This window comes from Minwuia sp. IMCC3060 (assembly GCF_029909435.1).
Lineage (GTDB): Bacteria > Pseudomonadota > Alphaproteobacteria > Minwuiales > Minwuiaceae > Minwuia.
On sequence record NZ_CP123782.1, the window covers coordinates 3,225,542 to 3,251,715 of the forward strand.

The window sequence follows — 26,174 nt, forward strand, 5'->3', positions numbered from 1 at the left end:
CGCGCAGACTGATCAACTGAGCATCTGGCCACCGTCGGCGGCAATGGTCTGCCCGGTGACCCAGGACGCCGCATCCGAGCCCAGGAATGCCGCCAGCTTGCCGACCTCGTCCGCGCGCCCCATGCGACCGTGCGGAATGCTGGCCAGGATGCCCTTGTACAGCGTCGGATTGTTCTGTCGCGCCATGTCCCAGACACCACCGGGGAACTCGATGGATCCCGGCGCGATGCAGTTCACCCGGATGTTCTTCGGTGCCAGTTCCACCGCCTGCGTCTTGGTGTACTGGATCACCGCCGCCTTCACCGCCCCATAGGGGGGTGTGCGACCGGACGCCATCAGGCCGGAGATGGAGGAGATGTGGATCAGGCTGCCGCCGCCGGATTTCTCGATCAGCGGTACAGCGGTCCAGCCCGCCCGGACCAGAGCCATCAGGTCGATGTCCAGCCCGGCCTGCCAGCCTTCCTCGTCGTCGGTGCGACCGAAACCGGACGGATTGTTGACCATGACATGCAGACCACCCATGGCCTCCGCCGCGCCCTCGATGAAGGCCTTCAGCGCCGCCGGATCGCCCACGTCGCAGGGCAGCGCGATGATCTGGGTACCATGGGCACCGAGACTCTCCTGCGCCTGGTCGAGACTGGACGCGGTGCGGCCACAGATCGCTACGTTCGCCCCCTCGCGCGCGAAAGCCTCTGCCATGCCGAAGCCGATTCCCCGGCTGCCACCTGTCACGATGACGTTGCGTCCCTTGAGACCCAGATCCATCACATTCTCCCCAAACCGTTCGATTGCTGCCAGACTGACGACATATGTCCTGCATCACAACGGACAAGATCAGAGTGCCCCGATGGCCATCAGCCCTGAATATCGTGAATTCGCGCTTGAACTGTTCGATCCGGTCGGCGCCATAGCGTTCCGCCGCATGTTTGGTGGGGCAGGCCTGTTTCATCAGGGCCTGATGTTCGCCCTGATCATCCGCGAGACCATCTACATGAAGGTCGATGACGTGAACCGTCCGGACTATGAGGCCGCCGGGTCGGAACCCTTCACCTATGAAACGTCGAAGGGAACACGCGGCGTCCTGAGCTATTTTGCCCTGCCTGAGGACCTGTACGACGATCAGACGGAAGCGGTCGCCTGGGCACTTCGTGCGATCGAAGCTGCCGGTCGCGCCGATGCAGCCAAGCCACCCTCCAAGCGGAAGCGAAAGTCCTGACCCTCAATCCAATTCACACGGGCATCGTGTCGAGAATCGACCCGCGAAACCTGTAGACTGATGTCTTCGCGGGGATTTGCAGTGAATTGTTTGTTAAGCTGGTCACGTCAGAGTGGGTCATGCGTTGTCGGCCGGCCCGTTGCGATGCAAATGTGACAGCGGTGCAGGAAGGCCACAGGGCGCGGTGTTCGGGTTGGATCCACCCTATGCATCTGTGGATACGGACTTTTTTGCTACGCCCCAGTGTCAAATGGGCGTAGAATGCAGTCTAATCGCCGGAACATGTCCCGGGAGGTCGGGCAGGTTTCGGTTCTTTGTCGGATCGGCACAGCACAATGCTGTGCTGACAACCGGCAGGAAGCGGAGCGAGGGATGATCTCTACTCGTATCACGGGCAGGAGTGGGTAGTGACGCGCGACCTCCCACCAGCCGGCTCCCTTGGCGACAGCGGAGACCAGTCCGGCTTTCAGGCTGTCTTCGATGCGACCGGGCAGACCAGCCTGGTCATCGACCAGGGGCTGCTGCTGCTGACAGCACAGTTCGTACGCTCCGGTCCCGACCTGATCCTGGTCGGCAAGGACGGCAGCCGCGTCCTGGTGATCAATTTCTTCTCCTCCGAGAACCCGCCCGATCTCTACACCCTGAACGGTGCCCGCATCGACGGCAGCCTGGCCGAACTGCTGGCCGGTCCCCGCGCCACGGGTCTGGCGCAGCAGGGCGACGGCGCGCTGGGTGATCCCATTGGCGTCGTCGAGCAGGCGGACGGTGCCGTCTTCATCACCCGCGTGAATGGTACCCGCGAACAGGTCCAGGTCGGCGACCCGGTCTTCACCGATGATGTGGTGGAGACGTCGGAGGACGGCGCGGCGGGCATCCGCTTCAATGACGACACGACGTTCTCCATCGGCGGTGACGCCCGGATGGTGCTGGACGACTTCGTCTACGACCCGGCGGCGAACACAGGCAACGCGGTGGTCAACGTGCTGCAGGGCTCGTTCTCGTTTGTCTCCGGCGCGGTGGCGAAGACCGGCGACGATGCACTGACGGTAAAGACACCGGTTCTGACCATCGGTGTGCGCGGCACCTTCGTGGGTGGCAAGGGCGCGCAGGAGGGCGAGCAGTCCGAGGTCGTGAACCTGCCGCAGGAAGACGGCACGACGGGCAGCATCTTTGTCTCCAACGCGGCCGGTGGCGTGGAACTGAGCCAGGCGTTCGAGGGTACGCAGACGTCGAGCCAGTTCCAGGCTCCCGCAGCACCCAGGATATTCAGCCGGACGGAGATTGAATCGAAGTTCGGCAATGCACTGAGCAACCTGCCGGGCACGCCGCAGGTGGGTCAGAGCGGCAACGACAATGACTCCGGTGGTGACCGTCGCGGCGATGACGGCGGCGGCGCTGCGGGTGAGACGGAAGGTGAAGGCGAAGGCGAAGGTGACGCCGAGGGCGAGGGCGAGGGCGAGGGTGAAGGCGAAGGCGACGGCGAGGAAGAAGGCGAAGGCGAAGAGGAAGAAGAGGTCGAGGGCGACGGCGAGGAAGAGGATGCCGGAGCGGAAGGTGACAGCGGCGAGGGCGAGGCAGCACCGGAAGGTGGCCCTGCGGAAGGCGAAGGCGGAGGTGCAGCCGAGGGCGAAGGCGACGGCGGTGAAGGCGGCGACGGCGGTGAAGGTGAAGGCGAAGGAGACGCTGAAGGCGAGGGCGACGCTGCGGCTGAAGGCGACGGCGAGGAAGGCGCGGCACCGGAAGGTGATGGTGGCGCGGAGGAAGGCGGCGCGGCCGAAGGCGAAGCTGGCGCAGGGGATGGCGCGGCGGCAGATGGCGGAGATGGTGGCGCAGCAGAAGGTGGCGGCGCACAGGAAGGTGATGGTGGCGCGGAGGAAGGCGGCGCGGCCGAAGGCGAAGCTGGCGCAGGGGATGGCGCGGCGGCAGATGGCGGAGATGGTGGCGCAGCAGACGGTGGCGGCGCACCGGAAGGTGATGGTGGCGCAGCGGACGGTGGTGGTGCCGATGGCGGTGCCGGAGATTCAGGTGGCCAGGCTGATTCGAGTGGCGATTCGGGCTCCGACGGACAGGCCGATGGCGGTGGTGGCGGTCAGCAGGATGGTGGCCCGGCGGACGGTGGTGGTGCCGATGGCGGTGCCGGAAATTCAGGTGGCCAGGCTGATTCGAGTGGCGATTCGGGCTCCGACGGACAGGCCGATGGCGGCGGTGGCGGTCAGCAGGATGGTGGCACGGCACCCGCGTCGGGCAGCCCGTCACCGGGAATCGGCACAGCAACCGGCAGTGGTGGCGGTCAGCAGGATGGTGGCCCGGCGGACGGTGGTGGTGCCGATGGCGGTGCCGGAGATTCAGGTGGCCAGGCTGATTCGAGTGGCGATTCGGGCTCCGACGGACAGGCCGATGGCGGCGGTGGTGGTCAGCAGGTTGGTGGCACGGCGCCCGCGTCGGGCAGCCCGTCACCGGGAATCGGCACAGCAACCGGCACTGGCACCAGCGGAGCCAACACAGGCGGGACGCAGGGTGGCGGGGACAATCAGGCCGCAGGTGGGACCGGAAGTCTTCTTGCCTCCACGGCTCCCCCGGCAACAACGACCGCACCTCAGACCAACACAACCGCGCCGACCCAGGATACAGGGTCACAGAATGACGAACCGCCGGCATTTCAGACCATCAACCGTGGTGGCGGCAACGATGCCATAGCCGGAACTGCCGGCGCGGACGCGATCAATGGCGGCGGCGGCGACGACACCATTCAGGCGCTGGGCGGCAACGACACGGTGCTGGGCGGAACCGGTGCTGACAATATCGATGGCGGCGCGGGCAATGACAATGTCCAGGGCGGCACCGGCGGTGACCTGCTGACCGGCGGAACGGGCAATGATGCTCTCGACGGCGGTGAAGGCAACGACACACTGCTGGCCGATGCAGGTTCGGACGTCCTGACCGGCGGTGCCGGGCAGGACGTCGTCAGCTTTGCGAATGCCACGACCGGTGTCGATGTCAGCCTTGCCAATACCACCGTCAGCGACGGTTTTGGCGGAACCGACACCCTGCAGGGCATCGAATCCGTCATCGGCTCCAGCCACGGCGACCGGCTGGCGGGCGACGATGGCGACAACAGCCTCTCGGGCGGCGCGGGCAATGACACGATTGTCGGCGGCAGCGGTGTCGGCAATGACACGCTGGACGGTGGCGCGGGTACCGACACGGCCACCTTCACCAGCACGTCCAACGGTATTGCCGTCAATCTCGCGGCGGGCACAGCGCAGTCGAACGGCGAGATCAACGAGATCGGCACCGACAGCATTTCCGGCATCGAGAACGTGATCGCCGGATCCGGCAATGACAGCCTGACCGGCAATGCCAATGCCAACAGCCTGTCCGGTCTGGCAGGCAACGACACCCTTTCCGGCGGTGCGGGCAACGACACGCTTGATGGCGGTGCGGGCAGCGATACCGCAAGCTTCGCCGCGACGACGGCTGGTGTCGCCGCAAGTCTGGCAACAGGTACGGCAACCTCGATCAATGCCCAGACGGACGAGATCGGTGCCGACACCCTGATCGGGATCGAGAACCTTGTCGGCGGCTCGGGCGCGGACATTCTGGTGGGTGACGGCTCCGCCAACATCATCGACGGCGGTGGCGGCACCGACCTGATCGACGCTGGTGCGGGCAACGACAGCATCATTGGCGGTGCCGGTGATGATTCCCTGTTCGACAATGCAGGCAACGACACCTTTGTCGGCGGCGACGGAACCGACCTGATCGAATTCGGTGCGGCCACTGGTCCGGTGGTGCTGGACCTTGCGGCGGGCACGGCCACCTCGACCAACGGAACGGAAAGCCTGAGCGGGATCGAGCAGGTCAATCTGACGGACGCGGCCGACACGGCTTCGGGCAGCGCGGCGGATGAACTGCTGAACGGTTTCGCGGGCGCGGACAGCCTGGATGGCGCCGGGGGTGCGGACACCCTGGTCGGCGGTGACGGCGCGGACCGGATTGCCGGTGGTACCGGCGACGACCAACTGTTCGGCGGCAATGACAGCGACTCGATCTCCGGCGGCGACGGGGCCGATGTGGTCTCCGGCAACGCAGGCGATGATGTTCTGGATGGCGGTGCGGGCAATGACACGCTGGCTGGCGGCGACGGCATCGACCGCGCCGATTTCTCCGGCGTGGCGGTCGATGTCACCGTCAATCTGACAACCGGCGTGGCGCTGGCCTCGGACGGGACGGACAGCCTCACCGGTATCGAGGACGTGACGACAGGCGTCGGCGACGACCGGGTGACCGGTGACGGCGCGGCCAACAGCATCGCGACCGGCGCGGGCGCGGATACGCTCACTGGCGGCGCGGGTGCCGACAACCTTTCCGCTGGGGAGGGCACGGATCTTCTCGACTATTCGGCAGACGGTGGTGCATCAGGCGTCAATGTCGACCTGCGGGCGGGCCTGGCAACCGACAGTCACGGGACCACGGACACACTGAGCGGCTTCGAGCAGGTCACGGGAACGGCAGACGCGGACACGCTGGCCGGCGACAGTGCCGACACGACCCTGACCGGCGGCGCAGGCGATGACCGCTTCATCGTTCGTGACGGGGACGGCAACATCACGGTCACCGACTTCACGCCGGGTTCAGGTGGTGGCGAACAGATCGACCTCACCGCCTACGGCTTTGGCGACATCACCGATATCCAGGCCGTAGCGACCGAGTTGAATGGCGATACGGTCATTCAGTTGAACGAAACGCAGACGCTGACACTGCAGAACGTCACAATCGCCCAACTGGTAGCGGATGATTTCACCGGTCTCGGCAATGCCCAGCCCAGCGCCGTCGATGATACTGCTGCGGTGGATGAGGACAGCGCCGTCACGATCGATCTGCTTGCCAATGACGTCGATCCGGATGTCGGCGACACCCTGTTAGTGATTGCCGTGGACGCCACAACGCAGGGCGGGGCGCTGATCACCGACAATGGCGACGGCACCGTCAGCTACGACACGAACGGCGCCTTCGAAACCCTCGCGGCCGGTGTCACTGTCCAGGACAGCTTCAGTTACACAATATCCGACGGCGCGGGCGGCACGGATACGGCGACTGTCTCGGTCACGATCACCGGCGTCAACGACGCACCGGTCGCCACCGCGGATACGGCGACGACCGACGAGGACACGGCCGTCTTCATCGACGTTCTGGCCAACGACAGCGATATCGACGGCGACGCCCTCGGCGTTACCGCCGTTTCCCAGGGCCAGAATGGCACCGTCACCATCGACGCCGAGACCGGCCAGGTGGTCTATACGCCGAACGCGAACTTCAACGGCACGGACACGTTCACCTACACCGTCAGCGACAATGGCACTGGCGGCAGCGGCAGCGGCGGTTTGGTCGTCAATGGTGACTTCGCGAACGGTGGCACCGACTGGACGACGTTTGGCAACGTGAACTTTGACGGCGAACTTGCGACCATGCTCTCCGCCGGCGGTACGGATACACAGATCGAGACGTTTCTCGGCATAGCCCCCGGCTCTCTCGATGCCGCACTGACTGCGGCGGTCGGGTCCGCGCAGAACGCCACCGACGGTTCGGCCATGCTGGCTGACACCCCGCTTGTCCTGGCACAGGCAGCGACACTCTCGTTCGATTTCTCGATCGCCGGCAGCGACCTCGGCAGCAGCTTCAACGACGCGGGCTTCCTGATCATCGACGATCAGGTGCACGTGATCGCGCAGAACCAGTCCGCTGTTACTGCCGGCACTTTCGAGATCGAGATCGCGGCGGGCACGCACACCATCGGCTTTGCTGCCATGAACGAGGGCGACACGATCGTCGACCTGACCCTCACGATCGACAATATCCTGATCGACGGGGGTGTCAGCGCCGATACCGAGACCGTCACCGTTACCGTCAACGCGGTGAACGATGCACCGGTCGCCGTTGCAGATACCATCACGACCGATGAAGACACACCGGTCACCATCGACGTGCTGGCGAATGACAGTGACCTGGATGGTGACGCTCTCACCGTCTCCGCTGTCACCCAGGGCGCCAATGGTGCCGTCGCCATCGATGCCGAGACCGGTGAGGTCACCTACACGCCGGATGCCGATTTCAACGGTGAGGACTCGTTTACCTACACCGTCTCCGACGGCAACGGCGGTGAAGCCACAGAGACCGTGACGGTCACCGTCAACGCCGTGAATGACGCGCCGGTCGCGGTCGCCGATACCATCGCCACCGACGAGGACACTGCGGTCTCCATCGACGTGCTCGCCAACGACAGCGATATCGACGGCGACGCGCTCACAGTCTCCGCCGTCACGCAGGGCGCCAACGGCGCGGTCGCCATCGATGCCGAAACCGGTGAAGTCACCTATACGCCCGACGCCGATTTCAACGGTGAGGACACGTTCACCTACACCGTCTCCGATGGCAACGGCGGCACCGACACCGAGACTGTGACTGTCACCGTCAACCCGGTGAACGATGCACCGGTCGCCGTCGCTGACACCATCGCGACTGACGAGGACACGCCGGTCTCCATCGACGTGCTGGCCAATGACAGCGATATTGACGGCAACTCCCTCACCGTCTCCGCCGTCACCCAGGGCGCCAATGGTGCGGTCGCCATCGACGCCGAGACCGGTGACGTCACCTACACCCCGGATGCCGACTTCAACGGTGAGGACACGTTCACCTACACCGTCTCCGACGGCAACGGCGGGACCGATACCGAGACCGTCACCGTTACCGTCAACGCGGTGAACGATGCACCGGTCGCGGTGGCAGACACGGCGACGACCGACGAGGACACGCCTGTCAGCATCGACGTGCTGGCCAATGACAGTGACGTGGATGGAGACGCTCTCACCGTCTCCGCCGTCACCCAGGGCGCCAACGGTACGGTCGCCATCGACGCGCAGACCGGTGAAGTCACCTATACGCCCGACGCCGACTTCAACGGTGAGGACTCGTTTACCTACACCGTCTCCGATGGCAACGGCGGCACCGACACCGAGACTGTGACTGTCACCGTCAACCCGGTGAACGATGCCCCGGTCGCGGTCGCCGATACCATCGCCACCGACGAGGACACTGCGGTCTCCATCGACGTGCTCGCCAACGACAGCGATATCGACGGCGACGCGCTCACAGTCTCCGCCGTCACGCAGGGCGCCAACGGCGCGGTCGCCATCGATGCCGAAACCGGTGAAGTCACCTATACGCCCGACGCCGATTTCAACGGTGAGGACACGTTCACCTACACCGTCTCCGATGGCAACGGCGGCACCGACACCGAGACTGTGACTGTCACCGTCAACCCGGTGAACGATGCCCCGGTCGCGGTCGCGGACACCATCGCGACCGACGAAGACACTGCGGTCTCCATCGACGTGCTGGCCAATGACAGCGATATTGACGGCGACGCGCTCACAGGCTCCGCCGTCACGCAGGGCGCCAACGGCGCGGTCGCCATCGATGCCGAGACCGGTGAAGTCACCTACACGCCAGATGCCGATTTCAACGGTGAGGACACGTTCACCTACACGATCTCCGATGGCAACGGCGGCACCGACACCGAGACTGTGACTGTCACCGTCAACCCGGTGAACGATGCGCCGGTCGCGGTCGCCGATACCATCGCCACCGACGAGGACACTGCGGTCTCCATCGACGTGCTGGCCAATGACAGCGATATTGACGGCGACTCCCTCACCGTCTCCGACGTCACCCAGGGTGCCAATGGTGCCGTCGCCATCGACGCGCAGACCGGCCAGGTCACCTATACGCCCGACGCCGACTTCAACGGCGAGGACACGTTCACCTACACCGTCTCCGACGGCAACGGCGGCACCGACACCGAGACCGTCACGGTCACCGTCAACTCGGTGAACGATGCACCGGTCGCCGTCGCGGATACCATCGCGACCGACGAAGACACGCCTGTCAGCATCGACGTGCTGGCCAATGACAGTGATGTGGATGGAGACGCTCTCACCGTATCCGCCGTCACACAAGGTGCCAACGGTGCGGTCGCCATCGACGCTCAGACCGGTCAGGTCATCTACACGCCCGACGCCGACTTCAACGGTGAGGACACGTTCACCTACACCGTCTCCGACGGAAACGGTGGAGAAGACACCGAGACCGTCACGGTCACCGTCAACTCGGTGAACGATGCACCGGTCGCCGTCGCGGATACCATCGCGACCGACGAAGACACGCCTGTCAGCATCGACGTGCTGGCCAATGACAGTGATGTGGATGGAGACACTCTCACCGTATCCGCCGTCACACAAGGTGCCAACGGTGCCGTCGCCATCGACGCCGAGACCGGTGAAGTCACCTATACGCCGGATGCCGATTTCAACGGCTCGGATTCCTTCACCTACACCATCTCGGACGGCAATGGCGGCACGGCCACGGAGACGGTGACCGTCACGGTCGATGCCGTGAACGATGCGCCCGTGCTGGGTTTTGTCCAGGCTTCAGGCGATCCCGTCGAGCTGTCGACAATCGAGGCAGGATCGGGCGGCTTCGTCATCAACGGTGCGGCGGCATATGACGCCGCCGGTTTCCGGGTCAGTGACGCGGGAGATATCAACGGCGACGGACTGGGTGATCTTCTCGTTGCCGCCAAGGATGCAGACCCGAATGGTGCGTCCTCAGGCTCGGTTTTCGTGGTCTTCGGCAAAGCCGATGCCACACCGGTCGAACTGTCAGCCATTGCCGCCGGGACCGGCGGATTTGTCGTCAATGGTGCGGCTGCCAACGACGCGACGGGTTTCTCCATCAGCGCCGCCGGTGACGTCAATGGCGATGGCCTTGATGACCTGATCGTCGGCTCGCCCCAGGTCGGCGCGAACCTTGGACAGGCTCATGTCATCTTCGGCAAGGCGGACGGGACAGCTGTCGAGCTTTCCGACGTCAGCCTCGGCACCGGCGGCTTCGCGATCGACGGCGTGGCCGACCAGGACAGGGCGGGCAGTGCTGTCGCCGGCATCGGCGATCTCAATGGCGATGGGCTCGACGATCTGCTGGTCAGCGCCAAGACCGATGACCCCAATAACACGTCCTCGGGCGCCAGTTTCGTTGTCTTCGGCAAGGCCGACGGGACCAGCGTCAGCCTGTCGAATGTCCAGGCCGGGACCGGTGGCTTCGTCATCAACGGCTTCGAGTTCAATGCCCAGTCGGGCGAGGCACTTGACGGCGGCGGTGACATCAATGGCGATGGCATCGAGGATCTGATCATCGGCTCCCGACTGGCCGACCCCGGTGGTGTCATCTCTGCCGGCCAGACCTTCGTCGTTTTCGGGAAGCTGGACACCACAGCGGTGGAACTCTCCGCCGTGGCTGGTGGCACCGGTGGCTTCGCCATCGTTGGCGAGGCGGAGAATGATTTCTCCGGCTACAGCCTCAGCAATGCTGGTGACGTGAACGGCGACGGCCTCGACGATATTCTCATCGGCGCGCTTGGCAGTGACTACAACGGGAACAATTCCGGCTCGTCCTACGTCGTCTTTGGCAAGGCAGACGGAACCGTCGTCGATCTCGCCTCCGTGCGTGCCGGAACCGGCGGCTTCGCCATCAACGGCGTGTCCGCCGACGATCAGGCCGGACGATTTGTCAGCGGTATCGGCGACCTGAACGGAGATGGCCTGGCGGATCTGCTGATCGGTGCGCCGTTCGATGATCCCAATGGCGCGGATTCCGGTGCGGCCTTCGTTGTCTTCGGCAAGGCGGATGGAGCCGCGGTCGAACTGGCTTCGGTCGAGAATGGTATCGGTGGCTTCGTCATCAATGGTGTCTCGACACTGGAACAGGCAGGTCGCGCCGTCAGCGGCGCGGGTGATGTCAATGGCGACGGTACGAACGACCTGCTGATCAGCGCGCCCTATGCCGATCCCAACGGTACCGATTCCGGTGCCGCCTTCGTGGTCTTCACGGCAAATCCGATTCAGACCGACTTCAGCGCCCTTCCGGCCCAGAGCCTGGACGAGGATACCAGCCTCGGCTTCACCGGTCTGACTGTCACCGATGTCGATGTGGCCGATGGCGATGGCAATATCGAGGTCGTGCTTTCTGTCAGCAACGGCACACTGGATGTCACTGATACCGCCGCCACCATCAGCGGCGACCTGACCGGCTCGGTCACCATCAGCGGCGCGCTGGCCGACGTCAACGCGGCCATTGCCGACTTCACCTATACCCCGGACGCTGATTTCAACGGCATCGACAACGGCGTCATCACCGTTTCGGATCTGGGCAATACCGGTGCTGGCGGCGCGCTGACCGACAGCGAGACAGGCGTGATCACCGTCAATGCCGTGAACGATGCGCCTGTGGCGGTCGCCGACGCGGTGACGACCGACGAGGACACGACTGTCTCCATCGACGTGCTGGCCAACGACACGGACGTGGATGGTGACACCCTCACCGTCTCCACGGTCACCCAGGGCGCCAACGGTGCGGTCGCCATCGATGCGCAGACCGGTCAGGTCATCTACACGCCGGATGCCGATTTCAACGGCGAGGACACGTTCACCTACACCGTTTCCGACGGGAATGGCGGGACCGACACCGAGACCGTCACCGTCACGGTCAATTCCGTCAACGATGCACCGGTCGCCGTCGCAGACACCATCGCGACCGACGAGGACACGCCGGTTTCCATCGACGTGCTGGCGAACGACAGCGACATCGACGGCGACAGTCTCACCGTCTCCGACGTCACCCAGGGCGCCAACGGCGCGGTGGCCATCGACGCGCAGACCGGCCAGGTCACCTACACGCCGGATGCCAACTTCAACGGCGCGGACTCCTTCACCTACACCGTCTCCGACGGCAACGGCGGCACCGACACCGAGACTGTGACAGTCACCGTCAACCCGGTGAACGATGCGCCGGTCGCGGTCGCCGATACCATCGCCACCGACGAGGACACTGCGGTCTCCATCGACGTGCTGGCCAATGACAGCGATATTGACGGCGACGCGCTCACAGTCTCCGCCGTCACGCAGGGCGCCAACGGCGCGGTCGCCATCGATGCCGAAACCGGTGAAGTCACCTATACGCCCGACGCCGATTTCAACGGCGAGGACACGTTCACCTACACCGTTTCCGACGGGAATGGTGGCGAGGCTACAGAGACTGTCACCGTCACCGTCAATGCCGTGAATGACGCGCCGGTCGCCGTCGCAGACACCATCGCGACTGACGAGGACACGCCGGTCTCCATCGACGTGCTTGCCAACGACAGCGATATTGACGGCGACTCCCTCACAGTCTCCACCGTCACTCAGGGTGCCAACGGCGCGGTCGCCATCGATGCAGAGACCGGTGAGGTCACCTACACGCCGGATGCCGACTTCAACGGCGAGGACACGTTCACCTACACGATCTCCGATGGCAACGGCGGCACCGACACCGAGACCGTGACTGTCACCGTCAACCCGGTGAACGATGCGCCGGTCGCGGTCGCCGATACCATCGCCACCGACGAGGACACTGCGGTCTCCATCGACGTGCTGGCCAATGACAGCGATATTGACGGCGACTCCCTCACCGTCTCCGACGTCACCCAGGGCGCCAACGGCGCGGTCGCCATCGATGCCGAGACCGGCCAGGTCATCTACACGCCGGATGCCGATTTCAACGGTGAGGACACGTTCACCTACACCGTCTCCGACGGCAACGGCGGCACCGACACCGAGACTGTGACTGTCACCGTCAACGCCGTGAACGATGCCCCGGTCGCGGTCGCAGACACCATCGCGACGGACGAGGACACACCGGTCTCCATCGACGTGCTGGCCAATGACAGCGACATCGACGGGGACAGCCTCACCGTCTCCGCCGTCACACAGGGTGCCAACGGCGCGGTCGCAATCGATGCGCAGACCGGTCAGGTCATCTACACGCCCGACGCCGACTTCAACGGCGAGGACACCTTCACCTACACCGTCTCAGACGGGAACGGTGGCACCGACACGGAGACCGTCACGGTCACCGTCAACGCGGTGAATGACGCGCCTGTCGCAGTGGCCGACACCATCGCGACGGACGAGGACACACCGGTCGCCATCGACGTGCTGGCCAATGACAGCGACATCGACGGGGACAGCCTCACCGTCTCCGCCGTCACACAGGGTGCCAACGGCGCGGTCGCAATCGATGCGCAGACCGGTCAGGTCATCTACACGCCCGACGCCGACTTCAACGGCGAGGACACCTTCACCTACACCGTCTCAGACGGGAACGGTGGCACCGACACGGAGACCGTCACGGTCACCGTCAACGCGGTGAATGACGCGCCTGTCGCAGTGGCCGACACCATCGCGACGGACGAGGACACACCGGTCGCCATCGACGTACTGGCCAATGACTCCGACGTTGATGGTGACAATCTCACTGTCTCCGCTGTCACCCAGGGTGCCAACGGTGCCGTCGCCATCGACGCGCAGACCGGACAGGTCATCTACACGCCGGATGCTGACTTCAACGGCGAGGACACCTTCACCTACACCGTCTCAGATGGCAACGGCGGCACCGACACGGAGACCGTGACGGTCACCGTCAATGCCGTGAATGATGTTCCTGTGGCCCTTGCCGACACCGGCACGACGAACGAGGACACGGCGGTGTCCATCGACGTGCTGGCGAACGACAGCGATATTGAAGGCGACACGCTGACCGTCTCCGCCGTCACCCAGGGTGCCAATGGTGCCGTCGCCATCGACGCCGAGACCGGTGAAGTCACCTATACGCCGGATGCCGATTTCAACGGTGAGGACTCGTTCACCTACACCGTCTCCGACGGAAACGGTGGAGAAGACACCGAGACCGTCACGGTCACCGTCAACTCGGTGAACGATGCACCGGTCGCCGTCGCGGATACCATCGCGACCGACGAAGACACGCCTGTCAGCATCGACGTGCTGGCCAATGACAGTGATGTGGATGGAGACGCTCTCACCGTATCCGCCGTCACACAAGGTGCCAACGGTGCGGTCGCCATCGACGCTCAGACCGGTCAGGTCATCTACACGCCCGACGCCGACTTCAACGGTGAGGACACGTTCACCTACACCGTCTCCGACGGAAACGGTGGAGAAGACACCGAGACCGTCACGGTCACCGTCAACTCGGTGAACGATGCACCGGTCGCCGTCGCGGATACCATCGCGACCGACGAAGACACGCCTGTCAGCATCGACGTGCTGGCCAATGACAGTGATGTGGATGGAGACACTCTCACCGTATCCGCCGTCACACAAGGTGCCAACGGTGCCGTCGCCATCGACGCCGAGACCGGTGAAGTCACCTATACGCCGGATGCCGATTTCAACGGCTCGGATTCCTTCACCTACACCATCTCGGACGGCAATGGCGGCACGGCCACGGAGACGGTGACCGTCACGGTCGATGCCGTGAACGATGCGCCCGTGCTGGGTTTTGTCCAGGCTTCAGGCGATCCCGTCGAGCTGTCGACAATCGAGGCAGGATCGGGCGGCTTCGTCATCAACGGTGCGGCGGCATATGACGCCGCCGGTTTCCGGGTCAGTGACGCGGGAGATATCAACGGCGACGGACTGGGTGATCTTCTCGTTGCCGCCAAGGATGCAGACCCGAATGGTGCGTCCTCAGGCTCGGTTTTCGTGGTCTTCGGCAAAGCCGATGCCACACCGGTCGAACTGTCAGCCATTGCCGCCGGGACCGGCGGATTTGTCGTCAATGGTGCGGCTGCCAACGACGCGACGGGTTTCTCCATCAGCGCCGCCGGTGACGTCAATGGCGATGGCCTTGATGACCTGATCGTCGGCTCGCCCCAGGTCGGCGCGAACCTTGGACAGGCTCATGTCATCTTCGGCAAGGCGGACGGGACAGCTGTCGAGCTTTCCGACGTCAGCCTCGGCACCGGCGGCTTCGCGATCGACGGCGTGGCCGACCAGGACAGGGCGGGCAGTGCTGTCGCCGGCATCGGCGATCTCAATGGCGATGGGCTCGACGATCTGCTGGTCAGCGCCAAGACCGATGACCCCAATAACACGTCCTCGGGCGCCAGTTTCGTTGTCTTCGGCAAGGCCGACGGGACCAGCGTCAGCCTGTCGAATGTCCAGGCCGGGACCGGTGGCTTCGTCATCAACGGCTTCGAGTTCAATGCCCAGTCGGGCGAGGCACTTGACGGCGGCGGTGACATCAATGGCGATGGCATCGAGGATCTGATCATCGGCTCCCGACTGGCCGACCCCGGTGGTGTCATCTCTGCCGGCCAGACCTTCGTCGTTTTCGGGAAGCTGGACACCACAGCGGTGGAACTCTCCGCCGTGGCTGGTGGCACCGGTGGCTTCGCCATCGTTGGCGAGGCGGAGAATGATTTCTCCGGCTACAGCCTCAGCAATGCTGGTGACGTGAACGGCGACGGCCTCGACGATATTCTCATCGGCGCGCTTGGCAGTGACTACAACGGGAACAATTCCGGCTCGTCCTACGTCGTCTTTGGCAAGGCAGACGGAACCGTCGTCGATCTCGCCTCCGTGCGTGCCGGAACCGGCGGCTTCGCCATCAACGGCGTGTCCGCCGACGATCAGGCCGGACGATTTGTCAGCGGTATCGGCGACCTGAACGGAGATGGCCTGGCGGATCTGCTGATCGGTGCGCCGTTCGATGATCCCAATGGCGCGGATTCCGGTGCGGCCTTCGTTGTCTTCGGCAAGGCGGATGGAGCCGCGGTCGAACTGGCTTCGGTCGAGAATGGTATCGGTGGCTTCGTCATCAATGGTGTCTCGACACTGGAACAGGCAGGTCGCGCCGTCAGCGGCGCGGGTGATGTCAATGGCGACGGTACGAACGACCTGCTGATCAGCGCGCCCTATGCCGATCCCAACGGTACCGATTCCGGTGCCGCCTTCGTGGTCTTCACGGCAAATCCGATTCAGACCGACTTCAGCGCCCTTCCGGCCCAGAGCCTGGACGAGGATACCAGCCTCGGCTTCACCGGTCTGACTGTCACCGATGTCGATGTGGCCGATGGCGATGGCAATATCGAGGTCGTGCTTTCTGTCAGCAACGGCACACTGGATGTCACTGATACCGCCGCCACCATCAGCGGCGACCTGACCGGCTCGGTCACCATCAGCGGCGCGCTGGCCGACGTCAACGCGGCCATTGCCGACTTCACCTATACCCCGGACGCTGATTTCAACGGCATCGACAACGGCGTCATCACCGTTTCGGATCTGGGCAATACCGGTGCTGGCGGCGCGCTGACCGACAGCGAGACAGGCGTGATCACCGTCAATGCCGTGAACGATGCGCCTGTGGCGGTCGCCGACGCGGTGACGACCGACGAGGACACGACTGTCTCCATCGACGTGCTGGCCAACGACACGGACGTGGATGGTGACACCCTCACCGTCTCCACGGTCACCCAGGGCGCCAACGGTGCGGTCGCCATCGATGCGCAGACCGGTCAGGTCATCTACACGCCGGATGCCGATTTCAACGGCGAGGACACGTTCACCTACACCGTTTCCGACGGGAATGGCGGGACCGACACCGAGACCGTCACCGTCACGGTCAATTCCGTCAACGATGCACCGGTCGCCGTCGCAGACACCATCGCGACCGACGAGGACACGCCGGTTTCCATCGACGTGCTGGCGAACGACAGCGACATCGACGGCGACAGTCTCACCGTCTCCGACGTCACCCAGGGCGCCAACGGCGCGGTGGCCATCGACGCGCAGACCGGCCAGGTCACCTACACGCCGGATGCCAACTTCAACGGCGCGGACTCCTTCACCTACACCGTCTCCGACGGCAACGGCGGCACCGACACCGAGACTGTGACAGTCACCGTCAACCCGGTGAACGATGCGCCGGTCGCGGTCGCCGATACCATCGCCACCGACGAGGACACTGCGGTCTCCATCGACGTGCTGGCCAATGACAGCGATATTGACGGCGACTCCCTCACCGTCTCCGACGTCACCCAGGGCGCCAACGGCGCGGTCGCCATCGATGCCGAGACCGGCCAGGTCATCTACACGCCGGATGCCGATTTCAACGGTGAGGACACGTTCACCTACACCGTCTCCGACGGCAACGGCGGCACCGACACCGAGACTGTGACTGTCACCGTCAACGCCGTGAACGATGCCCCGGTCGCGGTCGCAGACACCATCGCGACGGACGAGGACACACCGGTCTCCATCGACGTGCTGGCCAATGACAGCGACATCGACGGGGACAGCCTCACCGTCTCCGCCGTCACACAGGGTGCCAACGGCGCGGTCGCAATCGATGCGCAGACCGGTCAGGTCATCTACACGCCCGACGCCGACTTCAACGGCGAGGACACCTTCACCTACACCGTCTCAGACGGGAACGGTGGCACCGACACGGAGACCGTCACGGTCACCGTCAACGCGGTGAATGACGCGCCTGTCGCAGTGGCCGACACCATCGCGACGGACGAGGACACACCGGTCGCCATCGACGTGCTGGCCAATGACAGCGACATCGACGGGGACAGCCTCACCGTCTCCGCCGTCACACAGGGTGCCAACGGCGCGGTCGCAATCGATGCGCAGACCGGTCAGGTCATCTACACGCCCGACGCCGACTTCAACGGCGAGGACACCTTCACCTACACCGTCTCAGACGGGAACGGTGGCACCGACACGGAGACCGTCACGGTCACCGTCAACGCGGTGAATGACGCGCCTGTCGCAGTGGCCGACACCATCGCGACGGACGAGGACACACCGGTCGCCATCGACGTACTGGCCAATGACTCCGACGTTGATGGTGACAATCTCACTGTCTCCGCTGTCACCCAGGGTGCCAACGGTGCCGTCGCCATCGACGCGCAGACCGGACAGGTCATCTACACGCCGGATGCTGACTTCAACGGCGAGGACACCTTCACCTACACCGTCTCAGATGGCAACGGCGGCACCGACACGGAGACCGTGACGGTCACCGTCAATGCCGTGAATGATGTTCCTGTGGCCCTTGCCGACACCGGCACGACGAACGAGGACACGGCGGTGTCCATCGACGTGCTGGCGAACGACAGCGATATTGAAGGCGACACGCTGACCGTCTCCGCCGTCACCCAGGGTGCCAATGGTGCCGTCGCCATCGACGCCGAGACCGGTGAAGTCACCTATACGCCGGATGCCGATTTCAACGGTGAGGACTCGTTCACCTACACCGTCTCCGACGGAAACGGTGGAGAAGACACCGAGACCGTCACGGTCACCGTCAACTCGGTGAACGATGCACCGGTCGCCGTCGCGGATACCATCGCGACCGACGAAGACACGCCTGTCAGCATCGACGTGCTGGCCAATGACAGTGATGTGGATGGAGACGCTCTCACCGTATCCGCCGTCACACAAGGTGCCAACGGTGCGGTCGCCATCGACGCTCAGACCGGTCAGGTCATCTACACGCCCGACGCCGACTTCAACGGTGAGGACACGTTCACCTACACCGTCTCCGACGGAAACGGTGGAGAAGACACCGAGACCGTCACGGTCACCGTCAACTCGGTGAACGATGCACCGGTCGCCGTCGCGGATACCATCGCGACCGACGAAGACACGCCTGTCAGCATCGACGTGCTGGCCAATGACAGTGATGTGGATGGAGACACTCTCACCGTATCCGCCGTCACACAAGGTGCCAACGGTGCCGTCGCCATCGACGCCGAGACCGGTGATGTCACCTACACGCCGGATGCCGATTTCAACGGCGAGGACACGTTCACCTACACCGTTTCCGACGGGAATGGTGGCGAGGCTACAGAGACTGTCACCGTCACCGTCAATGCCGTGAATGACGCGCCGGTCGCCGTCGCAGACACCATCGCGACTGACGAGGACACGCCGGTCTCCATCGACGTGCTTGCCAACGACAGCGATATTGACGGCGACTCCCTCACAGTCTCCACCGTCACTCAGGGTGCCAACGGCGCGGTCGCCATCGATGCAGAGACCGGTGAGGTCACCTACACGCCGGATGCCGACTTCAACGGCGAGGACACGTTCACCTACACGATCTCCGATGGCAACGGCGGCACCGACACCGAGACCGTGACTGTCACCGTCAACCCGGTGAACGATGCGCCGGTCGCGGTCGCCGATACCATCGCCACCGACGAGGACACTGCGGTCTCCATCGACGTGCTGGCCAATGACAGCGATATTGACGGCGACTCCCTCACCGTCTCCGACGTCACCCAGGGCGCCAACGGCGCGGTCGCCATCGATGCGCAGACCGGCCAGGTCATCTACACGCCGGATGCCGATTTCAACGGTGAGGACACGTTCACCTACACGATCTCCGATGGCAACGGCGGCACCGACACCGAGACTGTGACTGTCACCGTCAACCCGGTGAACGATGCGCCGGTCGCGGTCGCCGATACCATCGCCACCGACGAGGACACTGCGGTCTCCATCGACGTGCTGGCCAATGACAGCGATATTGACGGCGACGCGCTCACAGTCTCCGCCGTCACGCAGGGCGCCAACGGCGCGGTCGCCATCGATGCCGAAACCGGTGAAGTCACCTATACGCCCGACGCCGATTTCAACGGCGAGGACACGTTCACCTACACCGTTTCCGACGGGAATGGTGGCGAGGCTACAGAGACTGTCACCGTCACCGTCAATGCCGTGAATGACGCGCCGGTCGCCGTCGCAGACACCATCGCGACTGACGAGGACACGCCGGTCTCCATCGACGTGCTTGCCAACGACAGCGATATTGACGGCGACTCCCTCACAGTCTCCACCGTCACTCAGGGTGCCAACGGCGCGGTCGCCATCGATGCAGAGACCGGTGAGGTCACCTACACGCCGGATGCCGACTTCAACGGCGAGGACACGTTCACCTACACGATCTCCGATGGCAACGGCGGCACCGACACCGAGACCGTGACTGTCACCGTCAACCCGGTGAACGATGCGCCGGTCGCGGTCGCCGATACCATCGCCACCGACGAGGACACTGCGGTCTCCATCGACGTGCTGGCCAATGACAGCGATATTGACGGCGACTCCCTCACCGTCTCCGACGTCACCCAGGGCGCCAACGGCGCGGTCGCCATCGATGCGCAGACCGGCCAGGTCATCTACACGCCGGATGCCGATTTCAACGGTGAGGACACGTTCACCTACACCGTCTCCGACGGCAACGGCGGCACCGACACCGAGACTGTGACTGTCACCGTCAACGCCGTGAACGATGCCCCGGTCGCGGTCGCAGACACCATCGCGACGGACGAGGACACACCGGTCTCCATCGACGTGCTGGCCAATGACAGCGATATTGACGGCGACGCGCTCACAGTCTCCGCCGTCACTCAGGGAGCCAACGGCGCGGTGGCCATCGACGCCGAGACCGGTGAAGTCACCTATACGCCGGATGCCGACTTCAACGGCGAGGACACCTTCACCTACACCGTCTCAGATGGCAACGGCGGCACCGACACGGAGACCGTGACGGTCACCGTCAATGCCGTGAATGATGTTCCTGTGGCCCTTGCCGACACCGGCACGACGAACGAGGACACGGCGGTGTCCATCGACGTGCTTGCCAACGACAGCGATATTGACGGCGACTCCCTCACAGTCTCCACCGTCACTCAGGGTGCCAACGGCGCGGTCGCCATCGATGCAGAGACCGGTGAGGTCACCTACACGCCGGATGCCGACTTCAACGGCGAGGACACGTTCACCTACACGATCTCCGATGGCAACGGCGGCACCGACACCGAGACCGTGACTGTCACCGTCAACCCGGTGAACGATGCGCCGGTCGCGGTCGCCGATACCATCGCCACCGACGAGGACACTGCGGTCTCCATCGACGTGCTGGCCAATGACAGTGACTTGGAAGGTGACACCCTCACCGTCTCCGCCGTCACTCAGGGTGCCAATGGTGCCGTCGCCATCGACGCCGAGACCGGTGAAGTCACCTATACGCCGGATGCCGATTTCAACGGTGAGGACTCGTTCACCTACACCGTCTCCGACGGAAACGGTGGAGAAGACACCGAGACCGTCACGGTCACCGTCAACTCGGTGAACGATGCACCGGTCGCCGTCGCGGATACCATCGCGACCGACGAAGACACGCCTGTCAGCATCGACGTGCTGGCCAATGACAGTGATGTGGATGGAGACGCTCTCACCGTATCCGCCGTCACACAAGGTGCCAACGGTGCGGTGGCCATCGACGCCGAGACCGGTGACGTCACCTACACGCCGGATGCCGATTTCAACGGTGAGGACACGTTCACCTACACGATCTCCGATGGCAACGGCGGCACCGACACCGAGACTGTGACTGTCACCGTCAACCCGGTGAACGATGCGCCGGTCGCGGTTGCGGATACCATCGCGACCGACGAAGACACGCCTGTCAGCATCGACGTGCTGGCCAATGACAGTGACGTGGATGGAGACGCCCTCACCGTCTCCGACGTCACCCAGGGCGCCAACGGTACGGTCGCCATCGACGCCGAGACCGGTGATGTCACCTACACGCCGGATGCCGATTTCAACGGCGAGGACACGTTCACCTACACCGTTTCCGACGGGAATGGTGGCGAGGCTACAGAGACTGTCACCGTCACCGTCAATGCCGTGAATGACGCGCCGGTCGCCGTCGCAGACACCATCGCGACTGACGAGGACACGCCGGTCTCCATCGACGTGCTTGCCAACGACAGCGATATTGACGGCGACTCCCTCACAGTCTCCACCGTCACTCAGGGTGCCAACGGCGCGGTCGCCATCGATGCAGAGACCGGTGAGGTCACCTACACGCCGGATGCCGACTTCAACGGCGAGGACACGTTCACCTACACGATCTCCGATGGCAACGGCGGCACCGACACCGAGACCGTGACTGTCACCGTCAACCCGGTGAACGATGCGCCGGTCGCGGTCGCCGATACCATCGCCACCGACGAGGACACTGCGGTCTCCATCGACGTGCTGGCCAATGACAGCGATATTGACGGCGACTCCCTCACCGTCTCCGACGTCACCCAGGGCGCCAACGGCGCGGTCGCCATCGATGCGCAGACCGGCCAGGTCATCTACACGCCGGATGCCGATTTCAACGGTGAGGACACGTTCACCTACACGATCTCCGATGGCAACGGCGGCACCGACACCGAGACTGTGACTGTCACCGTCAACCCGGTGAACGATGCGCCGGTCGCGGTCGCCGATACCATCGCCACCGACGAGGACACTGCGGTCTCCATCGACGTGCTGGCCAATGACAGCGATATTGACGGCGACGCGCTCACAGTCTCCGCCGTCACTCAGGGAGCCAACGGCGCGGTGGCCATCGACGCCGAGACCGGTCAGGTCATCTACACGCCCGACGCCGACTTCAACGGCGAGGACACCTTCACCTACACCGTCTCAGACGGGAACGGTGGCACCGACACGGAGACCGTCACGGTCACCGTCAACGCGGTGAATGACGCGCCTGTCGCAGTGGCCGACACCATCGCGACGGACGAGGACACACCGGTCGCCATCGACGTACTGGCCAATGACTCCGACGTTGATGGTGACAATCTCACTGTCTCCGCTGTCACCCAGGGTGCCAACGGTGCCGTCGCCATCGACGCGCAGACCGGACAGGTCATCTACACGCCGGATGCTGACTTCAACGGCGAGGACACCTTCACCTACACCGTCTCAGATGGCAACGGCGGCACCGACACGGAGACCGTGACGGTCACCGTCAATGCCGTGAATGATGTTCCTGTGGCCCTTGCCGACACCGGCACGACGAACGAGGACACGGCGGTGTCCATCGACGTGCTGGCGAACGACAGCGATATTGAAGGCGACACGCTGACCGTCTCCGCCGTCACCCAGGGTGCCAACGGTGCGGTCGCCATCGATGCCGAGACCGGACTGGTCACCTATACGCCGGATGCGGACTTCAATGGCCAGGATTCCTTCACCTACACCGTCTCCGACGGCAACGGCGGCACCGACACCGAGACCGTGACCGTCACCGTCAACGCGGTGAATGACGCGCCTGTCGCAGTGGCCGACACCATCGCGACCGACGAGGACACCGCAGTCTCCATCGACGTGCTGGCCAATGACTCCGACGTTGATGGTGACTCTCTCACTGTCTCTGCCGTCACCCAGGGTGCGAACGGCGCGGTCGCCATCGACGCGCAGACCGGTCAGGTCATCTACACGCCGGATGCCGACTTCAACGGCGAGGACACCTTCACCTACACCGTCTCCGACGGCAACGGCGGCACCGACACCGAGACCGTGACCGTCACCGTCAACGCGGTGAATGACGCGCCTGTCGCAGTGGCTGATGTAGTCAACGGTGACTTCGCTGCCGGTGGCACCGACTGGACGGCGCTTGGCAGTGTTTCGTTCACCGGCGAACTCGCGACACTGGTGTCGAACCCTGAGACCGATTTCGCCATAGAGTCCTTTCTGGGTCTTGCCGCCGGTTCACTGGACGCCGCCCTGACGGCAGAGGTCGGCAGCGCACAGAACGCGACAAACGGATCTGCGCTGCTGGCCAACAACACGCTGGTGCTTGCGCAGGCTGCCACGCTCTCGTTCGATTTCGCGATCTCCGGGGGAGATCTCGGCAGCAGTTTCAATGATGCGGGATTCCTGATCATCGATGATCAGGTCCACGTGATCGCGCACAGCCAGTCCGCCGTGACCAGCGGCAACTTCGAGATCGCGATTGCCGCCGGAACCCACACGATCGGCTTCGCCGCCACGAACGAGGCTGATGGCGTGGTCGACCTGACGCTGACGATCGACAACATCCTGATCGACGGCGGTGGCCTCAGCGACACGCTGACCGGCGATGCGGAAGCCAACGTGATCACCGGCGGCCTTGGCGATGATCAGCTCACCGGCCTGGGCGGAAACGACACGCTGGACGGCGGCGATGGCGACGACACTGTCCAGGGTGGCGCGGGTGACGACGTCCTGACCGGCGGCGAGACGGTGGAGATCAACGGCGACGTCGTCAGCTATGCCGACGATCCGGCAGGCGTTGCGGTCGATCTGACCAACACCACGGCGACGGACGGTTTCGGCGGCACGGACACGGTCACCTTCTTCGAGAACATCATCGGCAGTGGCTTCAGCGACACGCTGACCGGCGATGCGGAAGCCAACGTGATCACCGGCGGCCTTGGCGATGATCAGCTCACCGGCCTGGGCGGAAACGACACGCTGGACGGCGGCGATGGCGACGACACTGTCCAGGGTGGCGCGGGTGACGACGTCCTGACCGGCGGCGAGACGGTGGAGATCAACGGCGACGTCGTCAGCTATGCCGACGATCCGGCAGGCGTTGCGGTCGATCTGACCAACACCACGGCGACGGACGGTTTCGGCGGCACGGACACGGTCACCTTCTTCGAGAACATCATCGGCAGTGGCTTCAGCGACACGCTGACCGGCGATGCGGAAGCCAACGTGATCGAGGGCGGCGCGGGCGCGGACAACATGGCCGGTGGTGACGGAGAGGACAGCTTCTTCGTCTCCGACGACAATGACACGGTGGACGGCAATGGCGGCACGGATCTGGTCAGCTTCGCCAACGTCTCCGCAGGCGTGGCGCTGGACCTGAACACGGCGGTCGCGACGTCCGGTGCCAACACCATGCTGATCCAGAGCGTTGCCGACGTGATCGGCAGTGACTTCGACGACACCATCGACGCCGACAATCAGAGCAACATTCTGGAAGGCGGCTTGGGTTCGGACCAGCTCGATGGCCGCGAAGGTGACGATACGCTGGACGGTGGCGACGGCAATGACGTGCTCATCGGCGGTGCCGGGGCCGACAACATCACGACAGGTGCCGGAAACGATCTGCTGGTGGTGGAAAGCACGACGGACCTGACAGATGTCGTCACGAACAGCACCGTCACGGCATCGGGCCTCACAGTGGATGTCGTTGCGGACTTCACCTCGAATGCCGATACGTTCTTCTTTGACGGATTGGACTTCGATCAGGCGAACCAGACGCTGGTGGAGATTGTCGACGACTATGACGGCACGAATTCGGGTCAGGCTTCGGGCGACCACTTCATCTTTGATGGTACGCACCTGATCTACGACGCCGACGTGACGGTCGCAGGCTACTCGGTCGTGGCCCGGGTCGAGGGCGACAGCGTTGTACAGGGTGATCTGCTGTTCGGTCTCGGCGGCCCGGCGTAATGCCACCTGACGGCACTGGCGACTCACGTCCCCCGCTGGTTCTCGACCACCTGGCCGTCACAGCGCGCACGCTCGACGAAGGCGTGGACTGGGTGCGGGAGATGCTGGGTATCGAGATGCCGCCTGGTGGGTCGCACCCGCGCATGGGAACGCACAACCGGCTGCTGGCACTCGGCCCCGCCGACTTCCTCGAGGTCATCGCGGTTGATCCGGATGCCCCGACGCCCGATGCCGGGCGCTGGTATGGCCTGGACAGCTTTGACGACAGGCCGTGCATCGGCACCTGGATTCTCGGCACGCCGGACATCGCTGCCAGCCTCGCCCACGCCCACCCGGACAGCGGCCCGGCGGTAGAGGCCATCCGCGGTGATCTGGAATGGCTGATCTCGGTCCCCGATGACGGGTCGATGCCGATGCAGGGTGCCTATCCGACACTGATCCAGTGGCCCGCCGGTCCCCTGCCCGTCACGCGGATGCAGGACCGCGGCTGTTCCCTGCAGGGCCTGACCGTCCGCCACCCCGACGCCGATACCATCGCCGCCCGCCTGAAGGGGCAGCTGCATGACCCGCGCGTCAGCTTCGAGACCGGTCCGGTCGGGCTGGCAGCGACATTCCAGACACCGTCCGGACTTCGGACACTCGGGTAGCACCGTCCGGCAGCACAAGGTTTCGCCCCGAAAAGCGAAGGGGCCGCCCGG

The 26,174-nt window shown here is 64.3% G+C and carries 4 protein-coding genes; 3 read left to right on the forward strand and 1 reads right to left on the reverse strand.

Annotation, left to right across the window (positions count from 1 at the left end; all coding sequences use genetic code 11):
• Positions 1–12: 12 nt before the first annotated feature.
• Positions 13–765: an SDR family NAD(P)-dependent oxidoreductase gene (locus QGV54_RS15210; RefSeq protein WP_281015988.1), complete on the reverse strand. Its 753-nt coding sequence runs from the start codon at positions 763–765 to the stop codon at positions 13–15.
• Positions 766–847: 82 nt separating this feature from the next.
• On the opposite strand from QGV54_RS15210, the gene QGV54_RS15215 reads away from it, so the two are divergent.
• The 3 genes from QGV54_RS15215 to QGV54_RS15225 all read left to right on the forward strand — a co-directional run bounded on the left by QGV54_RS15215 (position 848) and on the right by QGV54_RS15225 (position 26,123).
• Positions 848–1,216, forward strand: coding sequence for a TfoX/Sxy family protein (locus tag QGV54_RS15215; RefSeq protein ID WP_281015987.1), 369 nt, complete (start codon positions 848–850; stop codon positions 1,214–1,216).
• Positions 1,217–1,623: 407 nt separating this feature from the next.
• Positions 1,624–25,476, forward strand: a complete 23,853-nt coding sequence (locus QGV54_RS15220) for a tandem-95 repeat protein (RefSeq protein ID WP_281019976.1) — start codon at positions 1,624–1,626, stop codon at positions 25,474–25,476.
• Positions 25,476–26,123 (forward strand): VOC family protein, encoded by a 648-nt coding sequence (locus tag QGV54_RS15225; RefSeq protein ID WP_281015985.1) that lies wholly within the window; start codon positions 25,476–25,478, stop codon positions 26,121–26,123. Before QGV54_RS15220 ends, QGV54_RS15225 begins: the two co-directional genes overlap by 1 nt.
• The last annotated feature ends 51 nt before the right edge of the window (positions 26,124–26,174 follow it).